Origin of the sequence: Oceanibaculum nanhaiense, assembly GCF_002148795.1 — a bacterium.
GTDB classification, from domain to species: Bacteria; Pseudomonadota; Alphaproteobacteria; order Oceanibaculales; family Oceanibaculaceae; genus Oceanibaculum; species Oceanibaculum nanhaiense.
The window spans coordinates 1-20,356 of sequence record NZ_MPOB01000018.1; the positions used below are offsets into that span (position 1 = coordinate 1).

Consider the following 20,356-nt stretch of genomic DNA (forward strand, 5'->3'; position numbering starts at 1 on the left):
GCTTTTTTCTATCTGGTGATGGACATCATCATCCATTTTGGTGTGTTCCGGCATCTGCGTGAGGAGATCGGCGCGAAAGGATGGGTGCTGCTGACAGCCATCGCGCTCGACACGGTGGTACTCGCGGCCTTCGCCATCATGAAATGGCAATCCGACCCGCTGATCGTCATCCTCGGCGTTATCGGGATGGCACTGGTATTCCTGTTTATGCGGGTTTTCCTGGCGCGCAATCCGGTCGAGTCGGACAGCCATGGTCACGGCTAAAAGGTCTTGACCTTCCCAACGCTGGAAGCCCCACCTTGGTGGAAATGGGCACACTGCGCGTTCTGCTGCTGCGACAAGCAGCCTCAAAGCGCTGAGACGTGGCAGGGCTCCAATCCGACCAAGGGGTACTGACATGGACCATCACGGCCATCATCACCACGGCGGCCATGCGCAAGCCAAAGACAATAGCGCCCTGACCGCGACCGATCCCGTCTGTGGCATGCAGGTTGACCCTCATGCGACGAAGCACCGTGCCGCACATGCGGGGCACACCTTCTATTTCTGTTCGGCGCGGTGCCAGGAAAAGTTCGTCGCGGCGCCTGAGAGTTTTCTCGGCGATAAGCCTGCCGAGAAAGAGACGGATGCCGGCGCAATCTATACCTGCCCGATGCATCCGGAGATCCGTCAGGTTGGGCCAGGCAGTTGCCCGATCTGCGGCATGGCGCTGGAACCGGCGGAGGTCTCGCTGGAGCATGGCCCAAACCCCGAACTCGCCGATATGTCACGCCGGTTCTGGATCGGCCTTGTACTGACCGTTCCCGTCTTTCTGCTGGAGATGGGCGGCCATCTGATCGGGCTGTCACATCTGATATCGGCGCAGACATCGAACTGGATCCAACTGGTCCTGGCGACACCGGTCGTGCTTTGGGCGGGCTGGCCGTTCTTTGTCCGGGGCTGCCAGTCAGTGGCCAATCGATCGCTCAACATGTTCACCCTGATTGCCATGGGAACCGGTGTCGCCTGGCTGTACAGCATCGTCGCCACCCTGGTGCCGCAGATCTTCCCCGCAGCCTTCCGCAATGCCGATGGGGCAGTGGCGGTCTATTTCGAGGCGGCGGCGGTGATCACCGTCCTGGTGCTGCTCGGGCAAGTGCTGGAATTGCGGGCGCGGGAGACGACCTCTGGCGCGATAAAGGCGCTGCTCGGCATGTCGCCGACCACGGCGCGGCGCTTGTCGGAAGATGGCACCGAAGAGGAGGTCGAACTGGACCGTGTTCAGGCTGGTGACCGGTTGCGGGTACGTCCGGGCGACCGGGTGCCGGTCGATGGGATGGTTCTTGAGGGCGGCTCCAGCGTCGATGAATCGATGGTAACCGGAGAATCGATGCCGGTCCGCAAGCAATCGGATGACAAGGTCATTGGCGGAACCATCAACGGCCAGGGCAGCTTCGTTATGCGGGCAGAGAAGGTTGGCCGAGACACGATGCTGGCGCAGATCGTGCGCATGGTGTCCGAGGCGCAGCGCTCGCGCGCGCCGATCCAGCGGCTGGCGGATGTGGTCTCCTCCTGGTTTGTGCCAGCGGTCATCCTGATTGCGCTGCTGGCTTTCGCGGCCTGGTCTCTCTGGGGACCGGCGCCGGCAATGGGGTATGCGCTGATCGCGGCGGTGAGCGTGCTGATCATTGCCTGTCCCTGTGCCCTTGGGCTGGCGACGCCAATGTCGATCATGGTCGGCGTCGGGCGGGGGGCTCAGGAGGGCGTCCTGATTAAGAATGCCGAAGCGCTGGAGCGCATGGAGAAGGTCGATACCGTCATTGTGGACAAAACCGGCACCCTGACGGAGGGCCGGCCCAAGGTTATAGCGATCAGGGCGCAAGACGGATTCGGAGAAGATGATCTTCTGCGCCTGCTTGCCAGCCTCGAACAGGGCAGCGAGCACCCTCTCGCCGCCGCCATCGTGGCCGCCGCCAGGGAACGGTCGCTCGACCTGCTGCAAGCCAGCGACTTCGATTCGCCGACCGGCAAGGGCGTGCTGGGTACGGTCGATGGACGAAAGCTCGTGGTGGGCAATGCCCGGTTCCTTGGCGAGCACGATATCGAAACGGGGGCCCTTGAAGAAATCGCCGACGCTCTGCGTCAGGACGGTGCCACCGCGATTCTGGCGGCTGTGGACGGCAAGCCTGCCGGAGTCGTGGCGATTGCCGATCCGGTGAAGGACACCACGCCCGCCGCCATCAAGGCTCTGCATGCCGATGGCATCTCTGTGGTGATGCTGACAGGGGATAACAGGACCACGGCACAGGCCGTTGCCAGGAAGCTCGGCATCGACCGGGTTGAGGCCGAGGTGCTGCCCGATCAGAAGGCGGCGGTGGTGAAGAAGCTTCGCGAGGAAGGCCGCGTGGTGGCGATGGCCGGCGATGGCGTGAACGATGCCCCGGCGCTGGCCGCGGCGGATGTCGGCATCGCCATGGGCACTGGCACCGATGTCGCCATCGAGAGCGCCGGCGTGACCCTGCTGAGCGGCGATCTGATGGGCATCGTCAGGGCACGGCGCCTGTCCGAGGCGACGATGCGGAATATCCGGCAGAATCTGTTCTTCGCCTTCATCTACAATGCGGCCGGCGTGCCGGTCGCGGCCGGTATCCTCTACCCGTTCCTGGGTATCCTGCTGTCCCCGATCTTCGCCGCCGCCGCCATGGCGCTGTCCTCGGTAAGCGTCATCGGCAATGCCTTGCGGCTGCGCGCCGTCAGGCTGCGCGATTAAGGAGAGGTACGATGGCGGTGCTGCAATCGACGCTCACCTGTCCGGAATGCGGGCATGTCTCGGCGGAAGTAATGCCGGAAAATGCCTGCCTGTATTTCTACGAGTGTAAGGGTTGCAAAAGCCTGCTCCGACCTCTCGCGGGCGATTGCTGTGTATTCTGCTCCTACGGCGATATGCCCTGTCCGCCGGTCCAGGAAGCGCGAGACAGCGGCAATGCAGGCGGATGTTGTGCCCCGGATAGCGGTTGATCTGCATCAATGTGCTTGCGCTGGATCGGGAGCAAGATGTCACAGCTGAAAACGGATAGGCGTGACAGCATGAAACGCGGCTTTGCAGATATTGTGCGGATGGCGGCCCTATGCTGCCTGCTGCTGCTGTCCGCACCGGACGCCTTCGCTGCTGCAAGCGCCCAGCGCCATGATTTTCAGCAGGCTACGCACTCTGTCGTGGCGGCGGATACGGTTAACGCCGCGACTGCTGCGCATCCCTGTGAAAGGGCCATGACCTCTGGTCTTCTCGACTGCGGATGCGTTCAGCTCTGTCTGACATTTGGCGTGTTGCCGACTGCGTTTCGAATCGATGCTGCCGGGCAGGCAGGCGTTCTTTACGCCAGACCTTATCGGCTCGCCCGCGCGGGTCACTCTCCCGCCAGGCACCCTCCCAGGTTGCCCGCTCCCGTCTGATGGTGCCTCGCGTCTGTCGCGAGGCCACGCCGCCGCCGGTACGCGGACGGTGTTCCCCTCATCGACAAGCGAGCAAGCATATGAAGACGAACCAAACAGGCTTTCTGAATACGCCGGCAGGCTACGCCGTCTGCCTCATGCTGGCGGCGTTGGCGATCTTTCTGTGGGTCGAATACCGGCTCCAGGTCGCCGAAGCGCTGCCTCTCCTCCTGCCTCTGCTGATCTGCATCGGCCTGCATGTCTTCATGCATCGGGGCCATGGCGGTCATGGCAATGGCAAATGAACGACCTCAGGAAAGGAACAAGATCATGAAGAGATTGATCCGACCCATCCTCATCGGCGCGACCTCGATGGCGCTTCTGTTGGCAATACACGGCATGAACATGGCCCCGGCTGCGCTGGCGCAGACCAGCGGGCAGGGCAACCAGACGGACTCTGCTGTTCCGGGTCAGCGTATGCCCGGTGCCGGTATGGTGCCAGGCATGGGGCCGGGTATGGGCGCTGGTCCCGGGATGATGCAGGGGCAAGGCATGCCGGGTGGCTGGCCCGGTGGCTTGCCAGGTGGCTGGATGCAACAGTCGCCCGGTGGACCGGATAGTGATCGTTTTCCGGGGGCGATGCCGATGATGCGGGGATGGGGCAATGGCTACGCCATGCCCGGTCCGATGATGCAGGGCTATGACGATCGTGGCACCTATGGCATGCGGGGCTATGGGGCGATGGGGCCTGGGATGATGCATCCCGGCATGATGGGCCCCGGCATGATGGGCCCCGGTATGATGGGCCCCGGTATGATGGGCCAGGGCATGATCTATGGCATGCCGGACCGCTACGACCAGGAGATCACGCCTGACCAGGTCAGGGAGATGCTGCAGCGCCGCCTCGACTGGCATGGCAACCCGCGGCTGAAGCTCGGCGAGATCAAGCCCACCGAGCATGGCGAAATCCTGGCCGATATCGTCACCCAGGAGGGCTCGCTGGTCCAACGTCTGGCAATCGACCGCCGGACCGGCGCCCTGCGCCAGGTCGATTGAAGGGAGGATATAATGTGGCAGAACTGGCATCAGCCCGGTGCGATGATGGGCTATGACGGTGGCGGATGGTTCTGGGGAATGGCCTTCCACGGCTTCTCGGCCATCCTGTTCATCGCCGTGCTGGCGGTGGTCCTCTCCCCGCTGTTTCGATGGCTGGGGGCAGGGCACCAGACGCACGCAACGACGCAGTCCGGCGGTAGTGCGCTAGACATCCTCAAGGCACGCTATGCGCGCGGGGAGATCGACCGCGACGATTATCTGCAGCGAAAAGCCGATCTGTCCTGACCGCTCCGTGACGACAAGCGACGGCCCGTGGCCCAGGCGGTTTCACTTGGGTCACGGGCCTGTCTGTTTCCCACAAATCACTGTGGCCAGACTGGGTGATGATCGTCGATCACCAGTTCGTGGCTGTGCTGCAGCGGTGCGTGCCGGTGCGGGTGGCTGTACGGCTCCGGCCCTTCCCAGTCTTCATGCTCATGCTGGTGGTGCGCGTCATGGGTATGCGGATGGGTGTGCGCCTGTTCGGGATGATCGTGCGGCAGCACGCCGGGATCGCCCGCCGGCCAGACCAGCGCGGCGATCATTGTTCCCACCGCCGCGATCGCTGCCAGAACATAGAAGGTAGCCTCCAGCCCGAGCATCGCACCAAGCCAGCCGGCCAGCGGATAGGTCAGCAGCCAGCAGGCATGCGACAGGGCGAACTGCGCGGCGAACAGGGCCGGCCGTGCCGCGCCAGGTCGTCGATCATCCATTGGCCACAGACCGGGTGCTGCGCTGCATGGTGCAGAATGTGCAGCCGCACCAGACCGGACAGCAGGTCATGATGGTCCATGCGCTCAGGTTCTTTGCGGCAGGAGGATTACTGCTGCACCGAAGACGCAGATAGCCGCCCCGGCGACATCCCATCGGTCAGGCGGGGAGGGGGGCTCGACCAGCCACATCCACAGCATGGAGCTCGCGATATAGACCCCGCCGTAGGCGGCATAGGCGCCCCCCGCTAGCGTGCTGTCGGCCCGCGTCAGGATCCAGGCGAACAGCGCGAGGCTGGCAAGGCCCGGGATCAGCCAGAGTGCTGACTTGTCCAGCCGCGCCCAAGCCTAGAATGCGAAGCACCCTGCGATCTCCGCGAACGCCGCGATCAGATACCAGACGAAAGTCATGCGCGGTTCTCCGTGCGGCGACGCGACAATTCGCGATAGAGGGCTTCGCGCCAGACGCCGAGTTCGGCGACCACCTCTTGCCAGCGGCCCTTTTCCGGCAGGCTGGGGCCTTCGGTGAGCCAGGCATCGAGACGATCCTCGACTCGCGGCTGTAATCGGATCTCGGCTCTGAGGCGCGCCGCCTGAGCCGCGCTAGGTTTCTAGTCCAGAGTTCAGCAAGGTCGGGGTCCGATCTCAGTCGCGCCAGAGGAACACCGTGCGCGGTAGGAGCGCCGCTAGGCGGGGCTCCGGCACCACCGCATCGCAATGGTAGGAGTCCGACCAGGCGGACGCCTCCGCGAGGATATGCCCGGGCCCGGCGCGCTGCAGGATCATCTTCAGCCCATGGCCCGTGTGACGGACCAGCTCGGCCTGCCGGGCCCGGAGCAGGATCATCGACACCACCGGGTCGCCGGCGCGGAACAGCAGGTCTCCAGCGGCGAATTCGCGCGCGACCGCGTCAGCGAAGAGAGGCTCGAACAGGTCGAACATGATCGCAATCATATGCAACGCTGCCGCCAGATGCGAGAGAGGAAAGAAAACCAAAAGAAAACCATAGGAGTTTCCCGATGATCCGTCTCGCGCTCCTTGTATCGTTCTGGCCATTCCCGTCAGTGCGGTTGCCCAGCATCAGGGCCATTCCCTCTATGCTGGGATGGAAGGCCGCGAGATCAAGAGCCTATCTGCCGAGGACATCAAGGATTTGCGCGCAGGCCGCGGCTGGAGCCTTGCCCTAGCGGCCGAGTTGAACGGCGTGCCGGGCCCGGCGCATCTTCTGGAACTGAAGGACGGGATCGGTCTTTCGCCAGACCAGGTCTTGACGATCGAGGCGATCTTCGCCGCCATGCAGGCCGAAGCACAGGCAGCGGGCGAGCGCCTCATCGCGGCCGAGGCGGCCATTGAGGCGGCCTTCCGCGCGGACGATCCGACGCCCGATGCGCTGCGAGCCCTGACCGACGCTACCGCCGAAGCCTGGGCCGACTTGCGCTTCATTTACGTGTCGCGCCATCTCGAGACGCCGCTGCTGCTGACGGTTGAGCAAATCGCCCGCTACAACGAATTACGTGGCTAAGACGGCGCCGACTCCTGCGATGCAGTGCCTGAGGGCCACGACACTGAAATGTGGCGGCGCCACAATGACTGCAGGAACTGAACGTACTCTGGCATATCCGAGACGCCAGAAGAACCATAACCGGGGTATGCAAGCGCGAGATTACCGGACGTCTATCAATTGGAGAACGCTGGATCCCGGTCCTGCCCCCTTTCCGAGAAGCCGCAAGCTTGAGAAGAATGAAGTCAGGTTGGGGCCGCCTCTTGATCTCCGCCGATTACGTGAAGACAGTCCGGAAGCTGCGCATTACGGACGGGTGATGCGCAGCGACATTCTTGCCGGGTATATGCGTCAATCATATAAAATTGACCAACTCTGCACCATGCCTACTGCGCGAGATTGTCCGATATCTTAATAACGCTTACAGCGTAAAAAATGATCACCAGCAGAATTAAGGCAAAAAATATCGCCCAATTGCGTTGGGACAGCCCTTTCGATTTTCTACTCATACTTTATGCTCCGTTTGCTGGACCGACAATTATTCGTGAGGCGGTCAAGTGTTTGACTTCTCTGGGGTTGTTGGCTGAGGCTATTGGTTGCGCTCGTACCAGCGCGGCAAGCGGGTCGATTGGACGCCCGTCGAGCCGCACCTCATAGTGAAGATTTGGCCCAGTCGCCGTGCCGCTGGCTCCGACAGTCCCGATGACCTGGTCGGCTTGAACCCATGCCTGTTTCGAGAGGCCTTTGGCAAAGCTCGATAAATGGGCATAACGGGTCGTAACGCCATTTCCGTGATCTATGTCGATGACACGGCCATAGCCCCGCAACCGACCAAGGAATGATATCCGGCCAGCAGCCGTGCTGGAAATCGGTGTGCCTGCCGGCGCCTCATAGTCCACCCCGGTATGCAGGCGTACGCTTCCGTAAACTGGATGCTTTCTTCGTCCGAAGACCGAGGACAGTCTCGCTCCTTCGACCGGCGCCCGGATTCTCTGCACGAGATCGCCGTCACGATAAAGTGCTGCGGTGCTATCCTCGTCCAGTATGAGGAGTTCCAGCACACTCTGTTTTGTTGCTAATCTCGCGTAGGACAGTTTCGGCTCGCCGACAGCGATTCCCTTCTCATCGATGCTCTCGCTCCAGATGATGGCGATTTCGTTACCGCTTCGCAGATCGCGGCGGAAGTCATAGAGATTTGAAAAAAAGGCAGCCAATTCCACTGCAAAGCGTTCCGGCGCATCTATCCTGTTCAGCGTTTCAGAGAGGCTATTCTCAATTTTCGCTTTAGCTACGTGTTCGATGCTGCTCAGTTCGGGCTCGACCAGGATGGTTTGTGCACCCTTAGAGAAGACAACGTCTAGGCGCACGCCGAGGCGCGTCGTCAACGAAATTCTCTTCACTGCACTCTTGTCATTCCAAGGAGATCGCACAGTCAATATATCGCCAGGGCGCAGTTCAGTCGGGTCGAACTCGGCGACAATGGCTAGAACTGCTTCTCGTTGAACGGCCCTATCAACACCACTGCGACCCAACATTGTTCCCAGCGTATCACCCGGCTTGGCAATGATTGATCGTTCCTCCGCTTCGGCGGCGGGTGATTTGGTATGGGGTTGGGACCAAGACAAGGATGGAAAGCCCATCCCCCACATGGCTAGCAATCCAACAAAAGTCATCGCCTGGAAGATGGGGCGGCCAATCTGCCCCGATACCGGGATAGAATTCACAGCTCAAAGAACCTTCTTGATCTTTGGGACGGCGATTTCACGTGCTTCGTGATAATCGATAGTCGACTGGAAATTGCCCGCCGCATCGAACAGGAGGACCGTGGCGGTATGATTCATTGTATAACCTCCCTCGGTCTTAACCTTGTCGTAGAAGACCCCAAAGAAATCGGCCGTCTTCTTGATGTCGTCGGGTGTGCCCGTATAGCCGACAATGGACGGGTGGAACATGTCTAGGTATTCAGACATGGTCTCCACGGTATCACGTTCAGGGTCTACAGTGACGAAGGCGACATTCATATCCTGTGCGTCCTCACCCAAGACTTCGAGCCAGCCAGTAATGTCAGAAAGTGTGGTAGGGCAAACATCTGGACAGTAGGTGAAGCCGAAGAACAGAAGGGTCGGACGCCCCACCCAGTTTGCCGGACTAATACGCCGGCCCTCATGGTCGGTTAGCGTCATTGCGGCCTGCGCGAGAGGTGGCGGACCGGCGGCCTTGGGAAGCCGGGGTGTAATGGCCCCAGGGCCATCGACCTGCCACCAGCCAGCGAACAGGGTCACGGCCAGCAGCGCGGCAAGACCGGCCAGGCCTAGCAGCAACCTGCGCTTGTTCACTTCTCCGGTGCCATTGCGCCGACGCTATGGATAGGTACGTCGAGCGTTAGCTTTCCAGCCCTTTCGAAAGTCAGTGTGAGCGGGAAGTCGGCGCCCTTCTCAAGCGGCTGCCGTAGCTTCATTAGCATGACATGCAGCCCACCTGGCGCCAGCGTCACGGTTTCGCCTGGTCCAATGGGCAGCGGACTGACGGATGACATGGAAACTACACCATCTTTCATCTCGACCTTGTGGACTTCGGCCATGCCGGAGAGAGGCGATTCCACACCGATCAGCTGATCCGCTGCGCTTCCTTCGTTACGTATCATCATATAAGCCGCTGCTGGTCGAGAGGTGCCGATAGAGGCGCGCGCCCATGGAGTCTCCACCGTAATATCGCCGGCTTGCGCGGTTTCCGCCGTGCCGGGCCTGGCGTAAAGGAGGCCAACAATTAGGGCGAGGGCAATAAACAGCCCTTTCGCTACAATCTTCATAATCTTTCCTTTAGGTCTTCAATGATTTCCGCCGCCGGTGTCCCATAGGCAAACAGGCGGACGAACCTGCCTTTCGGGTCCAATAGATACAGGGCCGAGCTGTGCGACATGGTGTAGCCATCGTGAGCCCCTCTCTCGGGCTGCATCTCGTAATAGGCAGAAAAGGCCCGGGCCGCTTTGGCGACGGCCCCCGGTTCTCCGGTAAGACCAACCAGCGCCGGATGGAACGCCGTGACATACTCGGCCATTGCCGACGGAGAATCACGTTCCGGATCGACGGAGATAAAGAGCGGTTGAACGTTGCGCGCGACATCGCCCAGCCCGTCGATCACCGTTGCCACCTCGGCCAGGGTGGTCGGGCAGATATCAGGACAATGGGTGAAACCGAAGAAAACGAGTTGCCATTTCCCCAGATAACGGTCTTCCGTTACCGTCTCGCCCGTGTGGCTGGTTAGAGAGTAGTCTGCACGAATGGTATCCAATGCAGGTTGGCTGGCCTCTTCTTGAAAAGCCCCCCTCCAGGCGTAGAGCCCAATAAAACCCATTCCGGCAAGCGCTACCATGATCCACAGAAAGATACGCAACCTAGCCAAGAGCCTGAACCTCCGAGGCCACTGCTTCTAACAATTGTTCCGAGCCGAAAGAAGGAAGTGGCTTGCCATTGATGAAGAAAGTGGGCGTTTGCCTAATTCCAAGCGCTGCGACGTCGGCCGCATCCTGATTAAGCCGCGCAACCAGCCCTGGCAGCATTCGCTCCCGCCGCGCACGGTCAACATCCAGACCGGCTCGTGCGGCGGCATCCCAGGCGATATTCAGGCGAGGTTGGTCATGCGCCGCCCAGGCTGGCTGCGCTTCAAGCACCGCTTCGAGCACCGCTTCAAACATATCCTGCAGGCGCGCGGCTTCTAGCATGCTCACCACTTCGTCAGAACCTTGGTGGAAGGTCGCATATCGCAATATGACGCGAACTTGCTGTGGGTAGGTGCCGAGTATGCGCTTAACGATAGGGTGGAACGCCCGGCACGCTTCGCAGGCTGGATCGAAAAATTCGACAACGGTGACTGGTGTATCCTTTCGACCCAGCACTGGCGAATAATCGCGGACAAGAGAGCTGCCGGGCGGCAAAGAAAGAGGCGTCGATTTCTGCTCCTGCTGCCGCCTCGCGAGCAGCGCGGCCGCGGCGAAGCCGCCCAGCGAAGCGGCGGCGACGCCAAGTACCAAAGTGCGGCGAGTGATCATTGGCTTTTCCTCTTTCCAGCAAGGAGCAACACAGAGATGGCGAGAAAAGCTCCCAACGACAACATGGGCAAGGGCAGTTCCATAAAGGTCATTCCCGCTCCAGTGCAGGAAACGCCCGCCTGGCAAGGCTCTATACTGGTCGGCGGCCAACCGACATAAAGCAGGCTGTGCCAGAGCGCCACGCCGCCGCCTGCGAGCGCAAGCGGCAAGGCATAACAACCAACACCAGCGTCATTCCGCAGGCAGGCGACACCCAAAATCAATGCTAAGGGAAACATAGCGATCCGCTGGTACCAGCAAAGCTGGCAAGGGGTCAGACCGAAAATCTCGCCGATGTAAACGGCGCCCAGTGTTGCCGCCAGCGCGATTAGCCATGCGCCGAACAGACACGACCAACCGATACTGCCTATTGGTCTGTCTTTGGGCGTCGTCATTGTCCCTCAGTCCTTTCGGAACGCAATGCCTGGGCAAACATCATCAATGCGCCCGCAACGATGAAGACGTCAGCACCGTTGAACGTCGGCCAATGCCAATCGCCCCAATGGAAATCAATGAAGTCAGTCACCGCGCCCTGGCGCCATCGGTCAATGACGTTGCCGAGGGAACCACCGACAATCAGCGCCAGCGCCGAGCGCTCACCTGCCGTGTGGGTTTTCAGCGCCCAAATGAGGATGCTTAGGGTGATGCCGAGCGTCAAAAGAACGAGAAGCAATGGGCGCCCCTCGAAGATGCCGCCGAACATGCCGAAGCTGACCCCTGTATTGAAGCCGACGACAATATTAAGGAAATTGGTGATCTCAATAACGCGCGCTTGTCCAGCGAGCTTGGTCAACACCAGCCATTTCGTTGCCTGGTCGACCAACAGCGCAAAGGCCGCGATGGTCGCGACGATGCTTACCCGCTTGAGCATTCTTCCCCTCCGGTTCTGGTTGCGGGCTGTCTTGAGGTAATCCGAGGAGGAGGTTAGTATCTCTAGTCACTAGAGTTACAAGAGGGTGTTTACATGTATTCCATCGGCCAGGTCGCCTTGGAGACTGGGGTGAAAGTTCCAACCATCCGCTATTACGAGCAGATCGGCTTGCTTCCCGAACCGCATAGAAGCGCTGGCCGACAGCGGCTTTACCCGCTCCGAACCGTTGAACGCCTGGCTTTTATACGACATGCCCGGCAATTAGGTTTCTCCTTGCCCGCGATCCGTGACCTGCTGAGCCTGTCGGATCAACCTGATCGTCCCTGCGAAGCAGCTGACGCTATCGCCGTCGAACAACTCGACCAAGTCGAACAGCGTCTAAGACAGCTTCAAGCACTGAAACAGGAACTATCCCGTATGATCGCCCAATGCCGAGGCGGCAGTATTTCCGAGTGTCGGATCATTGAGGTGTTAAGCGATCACTCACAGTGCGCGGCGGAAAGTCATGCAGCCCCAGGCGACCGATTTTGAAACGTTGAGCGGTAAGGTTCAGACGATCCAGAAGTTAGAGTAACGGCGCTGACCTTCTCCCCGTTATGTCCGCGTTTATAAGTTAGCTCCGTTCATGTTGTGATCCTCTCGGGACCGGGTTGCAAATTCGTGGGGTGTGAGCCCTTGGAGGCTCGTATGGGGTCGGTTGAGGTTATAGTCGACCCGCCTGTCTTCGATGATCGCGCGTGCGTGCCGATAGCTGACGAACAGATGCTCGTTGAGGCACTCGTCGCGCAGCCGGCCATTGGAGCTTTCGACGGAGCCGTTCTGCTTTGGCTTACTCGGTGCAATATAGTCCATGCGACGGTGCGATCCTGCTGCCATCGGAGCATGGCGTTGGCGGTCAGCTCATTGCCATTATCGCTAACGATCATGCAGGGATATTCCCGTGTCCGCGCGAATTCGTCCGAGAGCCAGCATGAGTCCTTAGTGTATTGTCTCCATCGGCTTACAGGGAGGAACATTAGCGCTTCAAAGCTTGTGGGGGGCAAAGCCTTCGGAGCCGCCTACCGGGACGTGGAACGCGGGCGGTTGTGGGTTCCGGCACAAGCCCTTGGAGTCACCCGACCGTCGCCAGTATCGGAAAAGCATCCAGCAGCCAGTAGGACAGCGCCGAAAGCTGCCCAGTAACCATGGCGACGCCCATTGCCACCATGAGCAGCCCGGCGATCTGATGCAGCCGGCGTCCAATGCGTCCGATCGCCCGCAGGCGCCAGATCAGACGGTCGGTGAAGGCGGCAGCGAGCACGAACGGCACACCAAGCCCGGCCGAGTAAATGGCAAGCAGCACAACCCCCTCACCAACCGTTGCCGTGGCCGCGCTCGCCGTGAGAATGGCGCCAAGGATTGGCCCGATACAGGGCGTCCAGCCGAAGCCAAAGGCGAGCCCTATGACATAGGCTGATAGCGGCTGGCCTGCGGTGATGGACAAATGAAAGCGGGCCTCGCGCTGCATCATGGCGATCCGTACCATACCGATCATGAACAGGCCGAACAGGATGATGATACCACCACCGACGAGGTTCAGTTCGTAGCGATAGCTCAGAAGCATCTGACCGAGCGCCGTCGCGCTTGCTCCCAGGATCATAAAGATGGTCGAGAAACCCAGCACAAAATACAGGCTCATGACGATGGCTTGGCGGCGGCCGTTGGCATCGCGGTCGTTTCCGCTGGCTGTTTGTCCTGCGACGTAAGAGACATAACCCGGCACCAGCGGGAGGACACAGGGGGAAACGAAAGAGATTGTGCCGGCTACGAAAGCGGCGGCAATACCGATGCCCGACAGCTCAAACATTGGTACTAGCCGCCATTCGGCTCTGTCCGGGACGTCTTTTGGTCGCGAACCAGAATGCCGCCAGGGGAATGATGATCCATTGCAGCATCGGACTGAGCCCGGCATCGATGCCAGGGATAACCGGCATCAAATCCCGATAGGCCCATGCCTGCCGCACCTCGATATTGAGCCATTCGCTGAACACCGTGTAGCCAAGCCCGAGCGCCACCGTCAGCACGACGACCCGGCCTGTTCGTACGGTTGGCCAGGCCGGAGTGCCGACGGAAAACAGTGCCAGCATGACCGCGCTCAGCGCGATCAAGATGTCGCCGCCCGTGCAATGCACGGCGGCGAACACGATCTCACTCGCCGACCCTGTTTCCCACAGCGTATAGAGCGGCATGTGAGCGAACTCCCAGACGAGGTTCGCGGCGGCGACAAAGATGATGTATCGCCGCAGCGCCGAAAGCCATTCGACGGGACCTGCGGCGCGAACAGGCTCTTCGCTTGAATGCGCTGCCGTCATCGGAATAGCTCCTTGACGCTGTCCCACCAGCCCGTCTCCGCCGGCCTCGACGGGCGAGAGGGGGCGTTGGTCAGGCCGTTGATGTAAAGCACCAGGTTCAGGGGCTCGAAGCGCAGGCCATGGAACTTGGCGGCGAACCGCCCGTCACGGTCGATCACATGCGTGACGACGCCATGCATCTGCTGGCCGTCATCAAGCGGCTCGAACTTGACGTTATAGGTCTCCGAGAGGGTTCGCGTCGCGTCCTCGGTATCGCCTGGGCGTCGGGTGAGAAACATCCAGTTGTTCGGGGCGAGGCCATGCGCCTCGCCATAGCTCCTCATGACATCGGGCGTATCTACCTCGGGATCGGTCGTCACCGTGATGAACTGGACCATGTCCTTCATCGGCGTGACGTTGATCTTCGACTGAACGTCCGCGATCAGGGCGGAGTGCAGCGGGCAGACATCGGCGCAGCCTGCGAAGATGAAGTTGAGCACAACGATCCTGTCGGTGAAGTCTGACAAGCGAACCACTTTCCCATCAGCATCGGCCAGTTCGAACGGCGGCACCGGGCTGTCAATGGCCTGAAAGAACTGTTCCTTGCTGCCCATGACCTTGTCGAGGTCGGCGCCGGGATGATGCGCCGCAGCCGGCATAGCATAGGCAAGCATGGCAATCAGCAATGCGGTCAGTCGTGCAAAATGCATGTCGTCTCCCTGAAATATCCGCCCGTTCGGCGCTGGCTGTCTGCGCTGTCATTCCCGGCGGCTGTGTGACTGAGGCCCGACGCCTGCCTTGCCGTGGGTTGAGCATGACTTTGTTCCGCCGCCGCGCATGCAGAGGCCTAGCGCGCACATGGCGGCGCAGGGGGCGAGGCTGAGCAGGATCGGCGCGACGCCCACAGCCGTCAGCCAGCCCCAGTTGAGGGCAAGCCCGGCGCCCAGGACTCCGGTGCCTGCAACCAAGACGATCCGGCGAGGCGTCATCCAGGGCGGCCTTGCCGATGACGGTATCGGACGGGAATCTTCCATGGCTTTCTGTTCACCAATCATTGTCTTGGTTCCTTTCCTGTATGTTCGGCAATGACGCTCTCGAAGTAGGCGACCATCTCCGCCGTGTCCCATACGGCCGGTCCGATCAGCCGGCCGAGTTCCCGACCGTCCGGCCCGATGAGCAGTGTCGCCGGGAGGCCGAATATTTTGAGGTCACGCGATACCTTCATTGTCTCGTCGATGAAGATGCCTAGATGCCGGATGCGGATCTCATCGAAGAACCGGCGGACGACACCGGCGCCAGCACGGTCTATCGACAGCGTCACGACCTGGAAGCGCTCGCTGCCGAGCGTTGCCTGAAGCCGGTCCAGTGTCGGCATTTCATGACGGCAGGGGGCGCACCAGGTGGCCCAGACGTTAAGAAGGACGACCTTGCCGCGCCAGCGGTCGAGCGTGAGGGGGGTGCCGTGTTCGTCTGCAAACGAGATCGCGGGGAGCGGCACCGGCGTGTCGTGCTGCGGGACGGCATTCGGCCCTTCCGCCATCGCGGCGGTCGAGAATACCAGCCCCAGCACGAACCCGAACGCGGGCAAGGAATTCATCAGCTTGCCTCCTTTTCGCGGCTCATCGTGGCCTGGTGCTGCCGCTCGCGCTCGGGCCAGGTGCTCTTGATGAAGTCCAGGACCGCACGGATGTCGTCGTCGGAGAGCACCTCGTTGAAGCCAGGCATGTCGCTCTCGTAGCTGCCACCGACGACGACGGCAGGCCCTTCTTTGGTGATGCGGAACAGCACGTCATCGGGGTGATGCCAGGTGTGCCCGGACGCGTCATGAGGCGGTGCGGGTAAGCGACCGGACGGCAGGCGACGCTTCCAGTCCGGCTGGCCTTCGAGCTTCGCGCCATGGCAGGAGGCGCAGTTGGTGGCGTAGATATCCGCTCCGCGTTCGAGCTGTTCGGCAGTCCGCACGACCGAGCCGCTCTGGCCAAGTCCGACCCAGAGCAGCCCGGCCACGACGCATCCGCCGAGCAGTATCGCGGCGCCGAGACCGGCGCGCTTCATCGACGGCTACCTCCGAAAAGATATTTTACCAGCGCCGCGATTCCGAGGATGAGCAGGACGATCACGAGCAGCCATATGAGGCCCATGCCCCACATCATCATGCCGCCCATGCCTTCCATCATGCCCATACCCATGCCGGTCGGTGCGTTATTCATTGGAAACTCTCCTTATTCGACCGCGTAGATGGAAGGCTTGTCTTCGCCCACGGTGTAGATCATGAAGGCCTCGGTCTTGGTACCACTCATGCCGGGCGAGCCCATCGGCATGCCGGGCAGGGTTACACCTTTGATGTTGGGCTGCTCGCTCAACAGCCGGTTGACCATCGTGACGGGCACATGGCCACTCACCACATAGCCGTCGATCAAGGCGAGGTGGCAGCCCTGGAAGTCATCCGGAATGCCGGCTTCGCGACTCATGGTGACGAGCTCGTGGGTCGGCTTGACGGTGACAGTGAAGCCGTTGTCGCGCAGATAGTCGGCATAGGCTTCGCAGCAGCCGCATTGCGGGTTCTTGTAGAGGGTCACCTCCTCGGCGATCGCAAAAGATATGTTCGTGAAATAAACACCTACACCCAGCACAACGGTCGCGAGGGCGGCGGCAATAGGGTTACGCATGGTGGCTCTCCTTGATTCCGTGGATCAGGCAACGCGGATGACACCCATCATCCCGCCCGCCTGGTGTTCGAGGATGTGGCAGTGGAACATCCAATCGCCGGGATTGTCGGCGACGAAGGCGATCTCGACCCTTTCTCTCGGTGCGATCAGCACCGTGTCCTGCCATTCGCGGTGACGTGTCGGTTCGCCGTTGCGCGAGATCACGCGGAAGGAATGGCCGTGCAGGTGGATCGGGTGGTGCCAGGCCGTCGCATTGGTCATGGCGATCACATGGCTGCCATCGCGTTCGAGGGTCAGCATCGGGTCGAGGACATGGCCTTCAGCGGCCTTGCCATTCACGAACCAGATGCCCTGCCTGTGCATCATCCCCATCATGCCGCCGCCCATGCCAGCCCGGCTGCCTTCGCCCATGCTGCCGCCCATCTCTGCCATTACCATTCCGCCCATCATGCCGCCGTTGAAGATCACCTCATGGCGATGCGCTCCGGCGAGATCGGGTTCGGGCAAAGGATTGGCGGGCAGGGAAATGGGCCAGTCGGGCGTGGTGTCCCTAAGCGGCGTCTCATCGTAGGCGAGGTCGACCAGTCGGTATTCGAGATTCCGGTAGAACCGGTCGATAACCGAGACGCGGCTGCCCGGCTTGCCGGTCATGTCGAGCATGATGTCGGCCCGCATGGCAGGCCCGAGCACGACGAGACCGCCGGCGGGCGCATGCGGCGTTATCGGCTGGCCGTCGAGCGCGATGACTGTCGGTGTGTGGCCCTGGAAGTCGAGGCCAAAAATGCGCGCGTTTGCGGCATTGATAAGCCTTAGCCGGATACGCTCGCCGTTGCGCACCGGAAGCACGTCCGGCACGCGGCCGTTGATGGTTACGGTGTTGCCGACCCGGCCACTATGACTCATGTCATGGCCGTTGCCGAAATCGTCGCTGATCTCAGCAGACTTTGTGAGCCGCCAGTCGTCGAGTACCCAGACAAGCTCCCGGTCGATTCTTGGCGGTTCGGGCTCTTCGACAATCAGCGGCCCGTAGAGCCCTCGCCCGACCTGCTCGAAACTGCGTTGATGCGGGTGGTACCAGAAGGTACCGGCGTCGACCGCATCGAACTCGTAGACGAAGCTCCCGCCCGGCGCAATCGGCGGCTGGTTGAGATGCGGGACGCCATCCATGGCGTTCGGCACCCTGAGCCCATGCCAGTGGACGGTGGTCTCTTCGGCGAGGCCATTCTCGACAGCGATCCGGAGGCGTTCGCCCTGTCGCACGCGGATTTGTTGCCCAGGGACGGTTCCGTTATAGCACCAGGCTGGCGTCTCGCCGTGCGGCTCCGGTACGAGTCGCACCAGCCCTGGCGCAGCCTGCAATGAAAATTCTCGGACACCCGCCGCCTGTGCAGGTGACGAGAGGAACGCGGGCATTCCGAGGCTGGCTGCGCCAGCCGCGCATGTTTTCAGCAGGGTCCGACGCGACAGCGCCGATTTGATGATTGATGACATCGTTTTGCTCTCATCTGATTTCCGCTTTGCTTCAGATGCGCAGACACAGTCAGCGCATGAATTGAGCAGCGACTACGCGCGATTGCACGGGAAGTGCAACAGGGCGAAGCGGCCGGAGCACACCCCGACCGGCGTCCGATCAGATGAGAGTACGGGGAGGGTAGGGTTCGGGCGGACCTGTCCGGCCGACAAGGTCATAAAAGGCGCTTGCCGACGGGGACATACCGATCACCGCAGGCACACTGACTTCCAGATTAAGATTGGCCAGAATCGGAGCGACGCAGACCATGTCGCAGTCAATCCCGCCATTGTTGTCACCGCTGTCGGAGCCGCAGCCCTGACAGTCGGACATATCCATGGCGCCGGCATCGGCGAGCGCCATCTTGAGAGACATCGTAGTCGCGCTCGTCACGCTCGTAACCGACCCGACCGCGAATGCGGTGAGCGCGGCGAAAACGAAAATCGTTACGAACCTAGTCATGATGAGTTCATAGATCACCGCCGGAGACTTGTCGAGTTCCAAGGTGTCGCAGTTGATTGTGTGCAATGAGCTGAATCGACATTCATCACATCCACAGCTTTGTAGCTGCGAGATCCTGGCCGACATCGTCACCCAGGAGGGCTCGCTGGTCCAGCGCCTGGCAATCGACCGCCGTACCGGCGCCCTGCGCCAGGTCGATTGAAGGGAGGATATCATGTGGCAGAACTGGCATCAGCCCGGTGCGATGATGGGCTATGACGGTGGCGGATGGTTCTGGGGAATGGCCTTCCACGGCCTCTCGGCCATCCTGTTCATCGCTGTGCTGGCGGTGGTGCTCACCCTGCTGTTCCGATGGCTGGGGGCAGGGCATCAGCCGCATTCGGCAACACCGTCTCATAACAGCGCGCTCGACATTCTCAAGGCACGCTATGCACGCGGGGAGATCGACCGCGACGATTATCTGCAGCGAAAAGCGGATATGTCCTGACCGCTCGGTTAAGGCAAATGAAGGCCCGTGACCCAGGTGAATGTGCCTAGGGGGCACGGGCCTTTTTGTTTTCTGTGTTACCGCGGCCAGACCGGGTGATGATCGTCGATCACCACAGCATGGCTGTGTCGCAGCGACGCGTGCCGGTGCGGGTGGCTGTGCGGCTCGGGCCCTTCCCAGCCTTCATGCTCATGCTGGTGGTGCGCGTCATGGGTATGCGCATGGCTGTGCGATTGTTCGGGGTGCTCATGCGGCACCACGCTGGGATCGCCCGACGGCCAGACCAGGGCGGCAATCACCGTACCCGCCGCCGCGATCGCCGCCAGGATATAGAAAGTTGTGCCCAGTCCCAGCACGGCCCCCAGCCAGCCGGCCAGCGGATAGGTCAGAAGCCAGCAGGCATGCGACAGGGCAAACTGCGCGGCGAACAGCGCCGGCCTGTCCTCGGAATGGGAGGAGCGTTTCAGCAGCAGCCCGCCCGGCGTCTGCACCAGTGCCGAGGCCGCGCCCAGCAGCAGCCAAAGGGCCAGCGTGGCGGCGTAGACCTGGCTTGTGGCCGCGAGGGGTAGCAGGGCCGCAAGGCCGGCGCCGCCCGCCAGCATCACCAGCCGCGCGGACAGATTCTCCAGCAGGCGCGGCAGGGTCAGCGCCACGATCATCGACCCCAGCCCGTAGGCGGCGAAAAACAGCGCGACATCGCGGTCGCTGCCGCCGAGCGTCTCGCGCACCAGAATGACAGTGTTGACGATCACCATGGCGCCGGCCGCCGCCACGGCAAGGCTGAGCGCCAGCAGCCCGCGCAGCCGGGGCGTGGCGAGATAGAGCCGCCAGCCGCGCGTGAGCCTCTGGCCAAAGCTCGCCTGTCCCGCTGCCGGTTGCGGCGAGGGCAGCAGCACCGAGACAACCAGCGCGGCCGAGGCGAGGAAGCCGAGCGTCGTGCCGGCGAACAGCCAGTGGAAGCTGACCAGGGTCAGCAGCAGCCCGGCCAGCAGCGGGCTGAGCAGCGATTCCAGGTCATAGGCCAGCCGCGACAGGGAGAGCGCCCTAGTATAGTCGCGTTCCCCGGGCAGGATGTCGGGAATGGTTGCCTGGAAGGCCGGCGTGAAGGCGGCGGAGAAGGACTGGAACAGGAAGACCAGCGCATAAATCTGCCAGATTTCGGTGACGAAGGGCAGCAGCAGGACCAGCGCCGCCCGGCACAGATCGAGCGCGACCAGAAGCCG

At 61.5% G+C, this 20,356-nt stretch carries 28 protein-coding genes and 2 pseudogenes; 9 read left to right on the forward strand and 21 right to left on the reverse strand.

The annotated features are described in order from the left end of the window. The 6 genes from BKM74_RS17880 to BKM74_RS17910 form a co-directional block, all read left to right on the forward strand. Nucleotides 1–264: hypothetical protein (locus BKM74_RS17880; RefSeq protein ID WP_456152415.1), on the forward strand; the 264-nt coding region annotated here is incomplete at its 5' end. A gap of 133 nt (nucleotides 265–397) precedes the next feature. Next, a complete protein-coding gene (locus BKM74_RS17885) occupies nucleotides 398–2,749 on the forward strand; it encodes a heavy metal translocating P-type ATPase (RefSeq protein ID WP_086467078.1) in 2,352 nt (783 codons plus the stop codon). 11 nt (nucleotides 2,750–2,760) lie between these two features. Beyond that, complete coding sequence (locus BKM74_RS19125; RefSeq protein ID WP_086467079.1) at nucleotides 2,761–2,997, forward strand: GDCCVxC domain-containing (seleno)protein; 237 nt, start codon at nucleotides 2,761–2,763, stop codon at nucleotides 2,995–2,997. Between the two features lie 515 nt (nucleotides 2,998–3,512). Further along, nucleotides 3,513–3,716, forward strand: coding sequence for a DUF2933 domain-containing protein (locus tag BKM74_RS17900; RefSeq protein WP_086467081.1), 204 nt, complete (start codon nucleotides 3,513–3,515; stop codon nucleotides 3,714–3,716). Nucleotides 3,717–3,741: 25 nt separating this feature from the next. Continuing rightward, the gene (locus tag BKM74_RS18630) at nucleotides 3,742–4,467 is read left to right on the forward strand and encodes a hypothetical protein (RefSeq protein WP_140056122.1); all 726 of its coding nucleotides are present in this window, start codon (nucleotides 3,742–3,744) and stop codon (nucleotides 4,465–4,467) included. Nucleotides 4,468–4,479: 12 nt separating this feature from the next. Beyond that, complete coding sequence (locus BKM74_RS17910) at nucleotides 4,480–4,752, forward strand: SHOCT domain-containing protein (RefSeq protein ID WP_008946254.1); 273 nt, start codon at nucleotides 4,480–4,482, stop codon at nucleotides 4,750–4,752. A gap of 77 nt (nucleotides 4,753–4,829) precedes the next feature. Here the strand turns inward: BKM74_RS17910 and BKM74_RS17915 are convergent, their stop codons facing one another. The 3 genes and pseudogenes from BKM74_RS17915 to BKM74_RS17930 form a co-directional block, all read right to left on the reverse strand. Beyond that, nucleotides 4,830–5,219, reverse strand: coding sequence for an MFS transporter (locus BKM74_RS17915; protein ID WP_008946253.1), 390 nt, complete (start codon nucleotides 5,217–5,219; stop codon nucleotides 4,830–4,832). 84 nt (nucleotides 5,220–5,303) lie between these two features. After that, nucleotides 5,304–5,627 (reverse strand): annotated as a pseudogene (locus tag BKM74_RS17925) (YnfA family protein). A 234-nt stretch (nucleotides 5,628–5,861) separates the two neighbouring features. Beyond that, entirely contained in the window at nucleotides 5,862–6,158 is a 297-nt protein-coding gene (locus BKM74_RS17930; RefSeq protein ID WP_202802418.1) for a cyclic nucleotide-binding domain-containing protein, read from the reverse strand. Nucleotides 6,159–6,321: 163 nt separating this feature from the next. Here BKM74_RS17930 and BKM74_RS17935 point away from each other — a divergent pair, with 163 nt between their 5' ends. After that, nucleotides 6,322–6,738: a hypothetical protein gene (locus tag BKM74_RS17935; protein WP_008946251.1), complete on the forward strand. Its 417-nt coding sequence runs from the start codon at nucleotides 6,322–6,324 to the stop codon at nucleotides 6,736–6,738. Nucleotides 6,739–7,229: 491 nt separating this feature from the next. Here BKM74_RS17935 and BKM74_RS17940 read toward each other — a convergent pair whose 3' ends face one another. Genes BKM74_RS17940 through lspA form a run of 7 tightly spaced genes read right to left on the reverse strand, consistent with a single transcriptional unit; the run spans nucleotide 7,230 to nucleotide 11,675 of the window. After that, nucleotides 7,230–8,441, reverse strand: a complete 1,212-nt coding sequence (locus tag BKM74_RS17940) for a M23 family metallopeptidase (RefSeq protein ID WP_083859879.1) — start codon at nucleotides 8,439–8,441, stop codon at nucleotides 7,230–7,232. 3 nt (nucleotides 8,442–8,444) lie between these two features. Then, nucleotides 8,445–9,053, reverse strand: a complete 609-nt coding sequence (locus BKM74_RS17945) for an SCO family protein (RefSeq protein WP_008946249.1) — start codon at nucleotides 9,051–9,053, stop codon at nucleotides 8,445–8,447. Continuing rightward, on the reverse strand, nucleotides 9,050–9,526 hold the full coding sequence (locus BKM74_RS17950) for a copper chaperone PCu(A)C (RefSeq protein WP_008946248.1): 477 nt from the start codon (nucleotides 9,524–9,526) through the stop codon (nucleotides 9,050–9,052). Before BKM74_RS17950 ends, BKM74_RS17945 begins: the two co-directional genes overlap by 4 nt. Continuing rightward, on the reverse strand, nucleotides 9,523–10,110 hold the full coding sequence (locus BKM74_RS17955) for an SCO family protein (RefSeq protein WP_202802417.1): 588 nt from the start codon (nucleotides 10,108–10,110) through the stop codon (nucleotides 9,523–9,525). The genes BKM74_RS17950 and BKM74_RS17955 overlap by 4 nt, the downstream gene beginning before the upstream one ends. A 1-nt stretch (nucleotide 10,111) precedes the next feature. Further along, entirely contained in the window at nucleotides 10,112–10,765 is a 654-nt protein-coding gene (locus BKM74_RS17960) for a DsbA family protein (RefSeq protein ID WP_008946246.1), read from the reverse strand. Further along, nucleotides 10,762–11,199 carry a disulfide bond formation protein B gene (locus tag BKM74_RS17965; protein ID WP_008946245.1) on the reverse strand — a complete coding sequence of 146 codons (438 nt, stop codon included), beginning with the start codon at nucleotides 11,197–11,199 and terminating at the stop codon, nucleotides 10,762–10,764. Before BKM74_RS17965 ends, BKM74_RS17960 begins: the two co-directional genes overlap by 4 nt. After that, the gene (lspA, locus tag BKM74_RS17970; RefSeq protein ID WP_008946244.1) at nucleotides 11,196–11,675 is read right to left on the reverse strand and encodes a signal peptidase II; all 480 of its coding nucleotides are present in this window, start codon (nucleotides 11,673–11,675) and stop codon (nucleotides 11,196–11,198) included. Before lspA ends, BKM74_RS17965 begins: the two co-directional genes overlap by 4 nt. A gap of 93 nt (nucleotides 11,676–11,768) precedes the next feature. Here lspA and BKM74_RS17975 point away from each other — a divergent pair, with 93 nt between their 5' ends. After that, entirely contained in the window at nucleotides 11,769–12,206 is a 438-nt protein-coding gene (locus BKM74_RS17975) for a MerR family transcriptional regulator (protein WP_008946243.1), read from the forward strand. A gap of 75 nt (nucleotides 12,207–12,281) precedes the next feature. Here BKM74_RS17975 and BKM74_RS17980 read toward each other — a convergent pair. The 10 genes and pseudogenes from BKM74_RS17980 to BKM74_RS18025 form a co-directional block, all read right to left on the reverse strand. Beyond that, nucleotides 12,282–12,616, reverse strand: a pseudogene (locus tag BKM74_RS17980) (integrase core domain-containing protein); the annotation flags it as partial. 170 nt (nucleotides 12,617–12,786) lie between these two features. Continuing rightward, the gene (locus BKM74_RS17985; RefSeq protein ID WP_008946241.1) at nucleotides 12,787–13,521 is read right to left on the reverse strand and encodes a cytochrome c biogenesis CcdA family protein; all 735 of its coding nucleotides are present in this window, start codon (nucleotides 13,519–13,521) and stop codon (nucleotides 12,787–12,789) included. Beyond that, nucleotides 13,514–14,026 (reverse strand): hypothetical protein, encoded by a 513-nt coding sequence (locus BKM74_RS17990; protein WP_008946240.1) that lies wholly within the window; start codon nucleotides 14,024–14,026, stop codon nucleotides 13,514–13,516. The genes BKM74_RS17985 and BKM74_RS17990 overlap by 8 nt, the downstream gene beginning before the upstream one ends. After that, a complete protein-coding gene (locus tag BKM74_RS17995) occupies nucleotides 14,023–14,715 on the reverse strand; it encodes an SCO family protein (RefSeq protein ID WP_008946239.1) in 693 nt (230 codons plus the stop codon). The genes BKM74_RS17990 and BKM74_RS17995 overlap by 4 nt, the downstream gene beginning before the upstream one ends. 341 nt (nucleotides 14,716–15,056) lie before the next feature. Next, on the reverse strand, nucleotides 15,057–15,602 hold the full coding sequence (locus BKM74_RS18005; RefSeq protein ID WP_008946238.1) for a TlpA family protein disulfide reductase: 546 nt from the start codon (nucleotides 15,600–15,602) through the stop codon (nucleotides 15,057–15,059). Continuing rightward, entirely contained in the window at nucleotides 15,602–16,060 is a 459-nt protein-coding gene (locus BKM74_RS18010; RefSeq protein WP_008946237.1) for a c-type cytochrome, read from the reverse strand. Before BKM74_RS18010 ends, BKM74_RS18005 begins: the two co-directional genes overlap by 1 nt. Next, entirely contained in the window at nucleotides 16,057–16,215 is a 159-nt protein-coding gene (locus tag BKM74_RS18820) for a hypothetical protein (RefSeq protein WP_176342611.1), read from the reverse strand. The genes BKM74_RS18010 and BKM74_RS18820 overlap by 4 nt, the downstream gene beginning before the upstream one ends. 12 nt (nucleotides 16,216–16,227) lie before the next feature. Continuing rightward, on the reverse strand, nucleotides 16,228–16,674 hold the full coding sequence (locus BKM74_RS18015) for a DUF411 domain-containing protein (RefSeq protein ID WP_099045587.1): 447 nt from the start codon (nucleotides 16,672–16,674) through the stop codon (nucleotides 16,228–16,230). 24 nt (nucleotides 16,675–16,698) lie between these two features. After that, complete coding sequence (locus tag BKM74_RS18020; RefSeq protein WP_086467083.1) at nucleotides 16,699–18,165, reverse strand: multicopper oxidase family protein; 1,467 nt, start codon at nucleotides 18,163–18,165, stop codon at nucleotides 16,699–16,701. A gap of 139 nt (nucleotides 18,166–18,304) precedes the next feature. Beyond that, complete coding sequence (locus tag BKM74_RS18025) at nucleotides 18,305–18,688, reverse strand: hypothetical protein (protein WP_008946233.1); 384 nt, start codon at nucleotides 18,686–18,688, stop codon at nucleotides 18,305–18,307. Nucleotides 18,689–18,860: 172 nt separating this feature from the next. Between BKM74_RS18025 and BKM74_RS18030 the strand changes: the two genes are divergently transcribed. Beyond that, a complete protein-coding gene (locus BKM74_RS18030; RefSeq protein WP_008946232.1) occupies nucleotides 18,861–19,133 on the forward strand; it encodes an SHOCT domain-containing protein in 273 nt (90 codons plus the stop codon). 77 nt (nucleotides 19,134–19,210) lie between these two features. On the opposite strand, the gene BKM74_RS18035 is transcribed toward BKM74_RS18030, so the two are convergent. Beyond that, a partial coding sequence (locus BKM74_RS18035) for an MFS transporter (protein ID WP_086467084.1) occupies nucleotides 19,211–20,356 on the reverse strand: 1,146 nt, incomplete at its 5' end.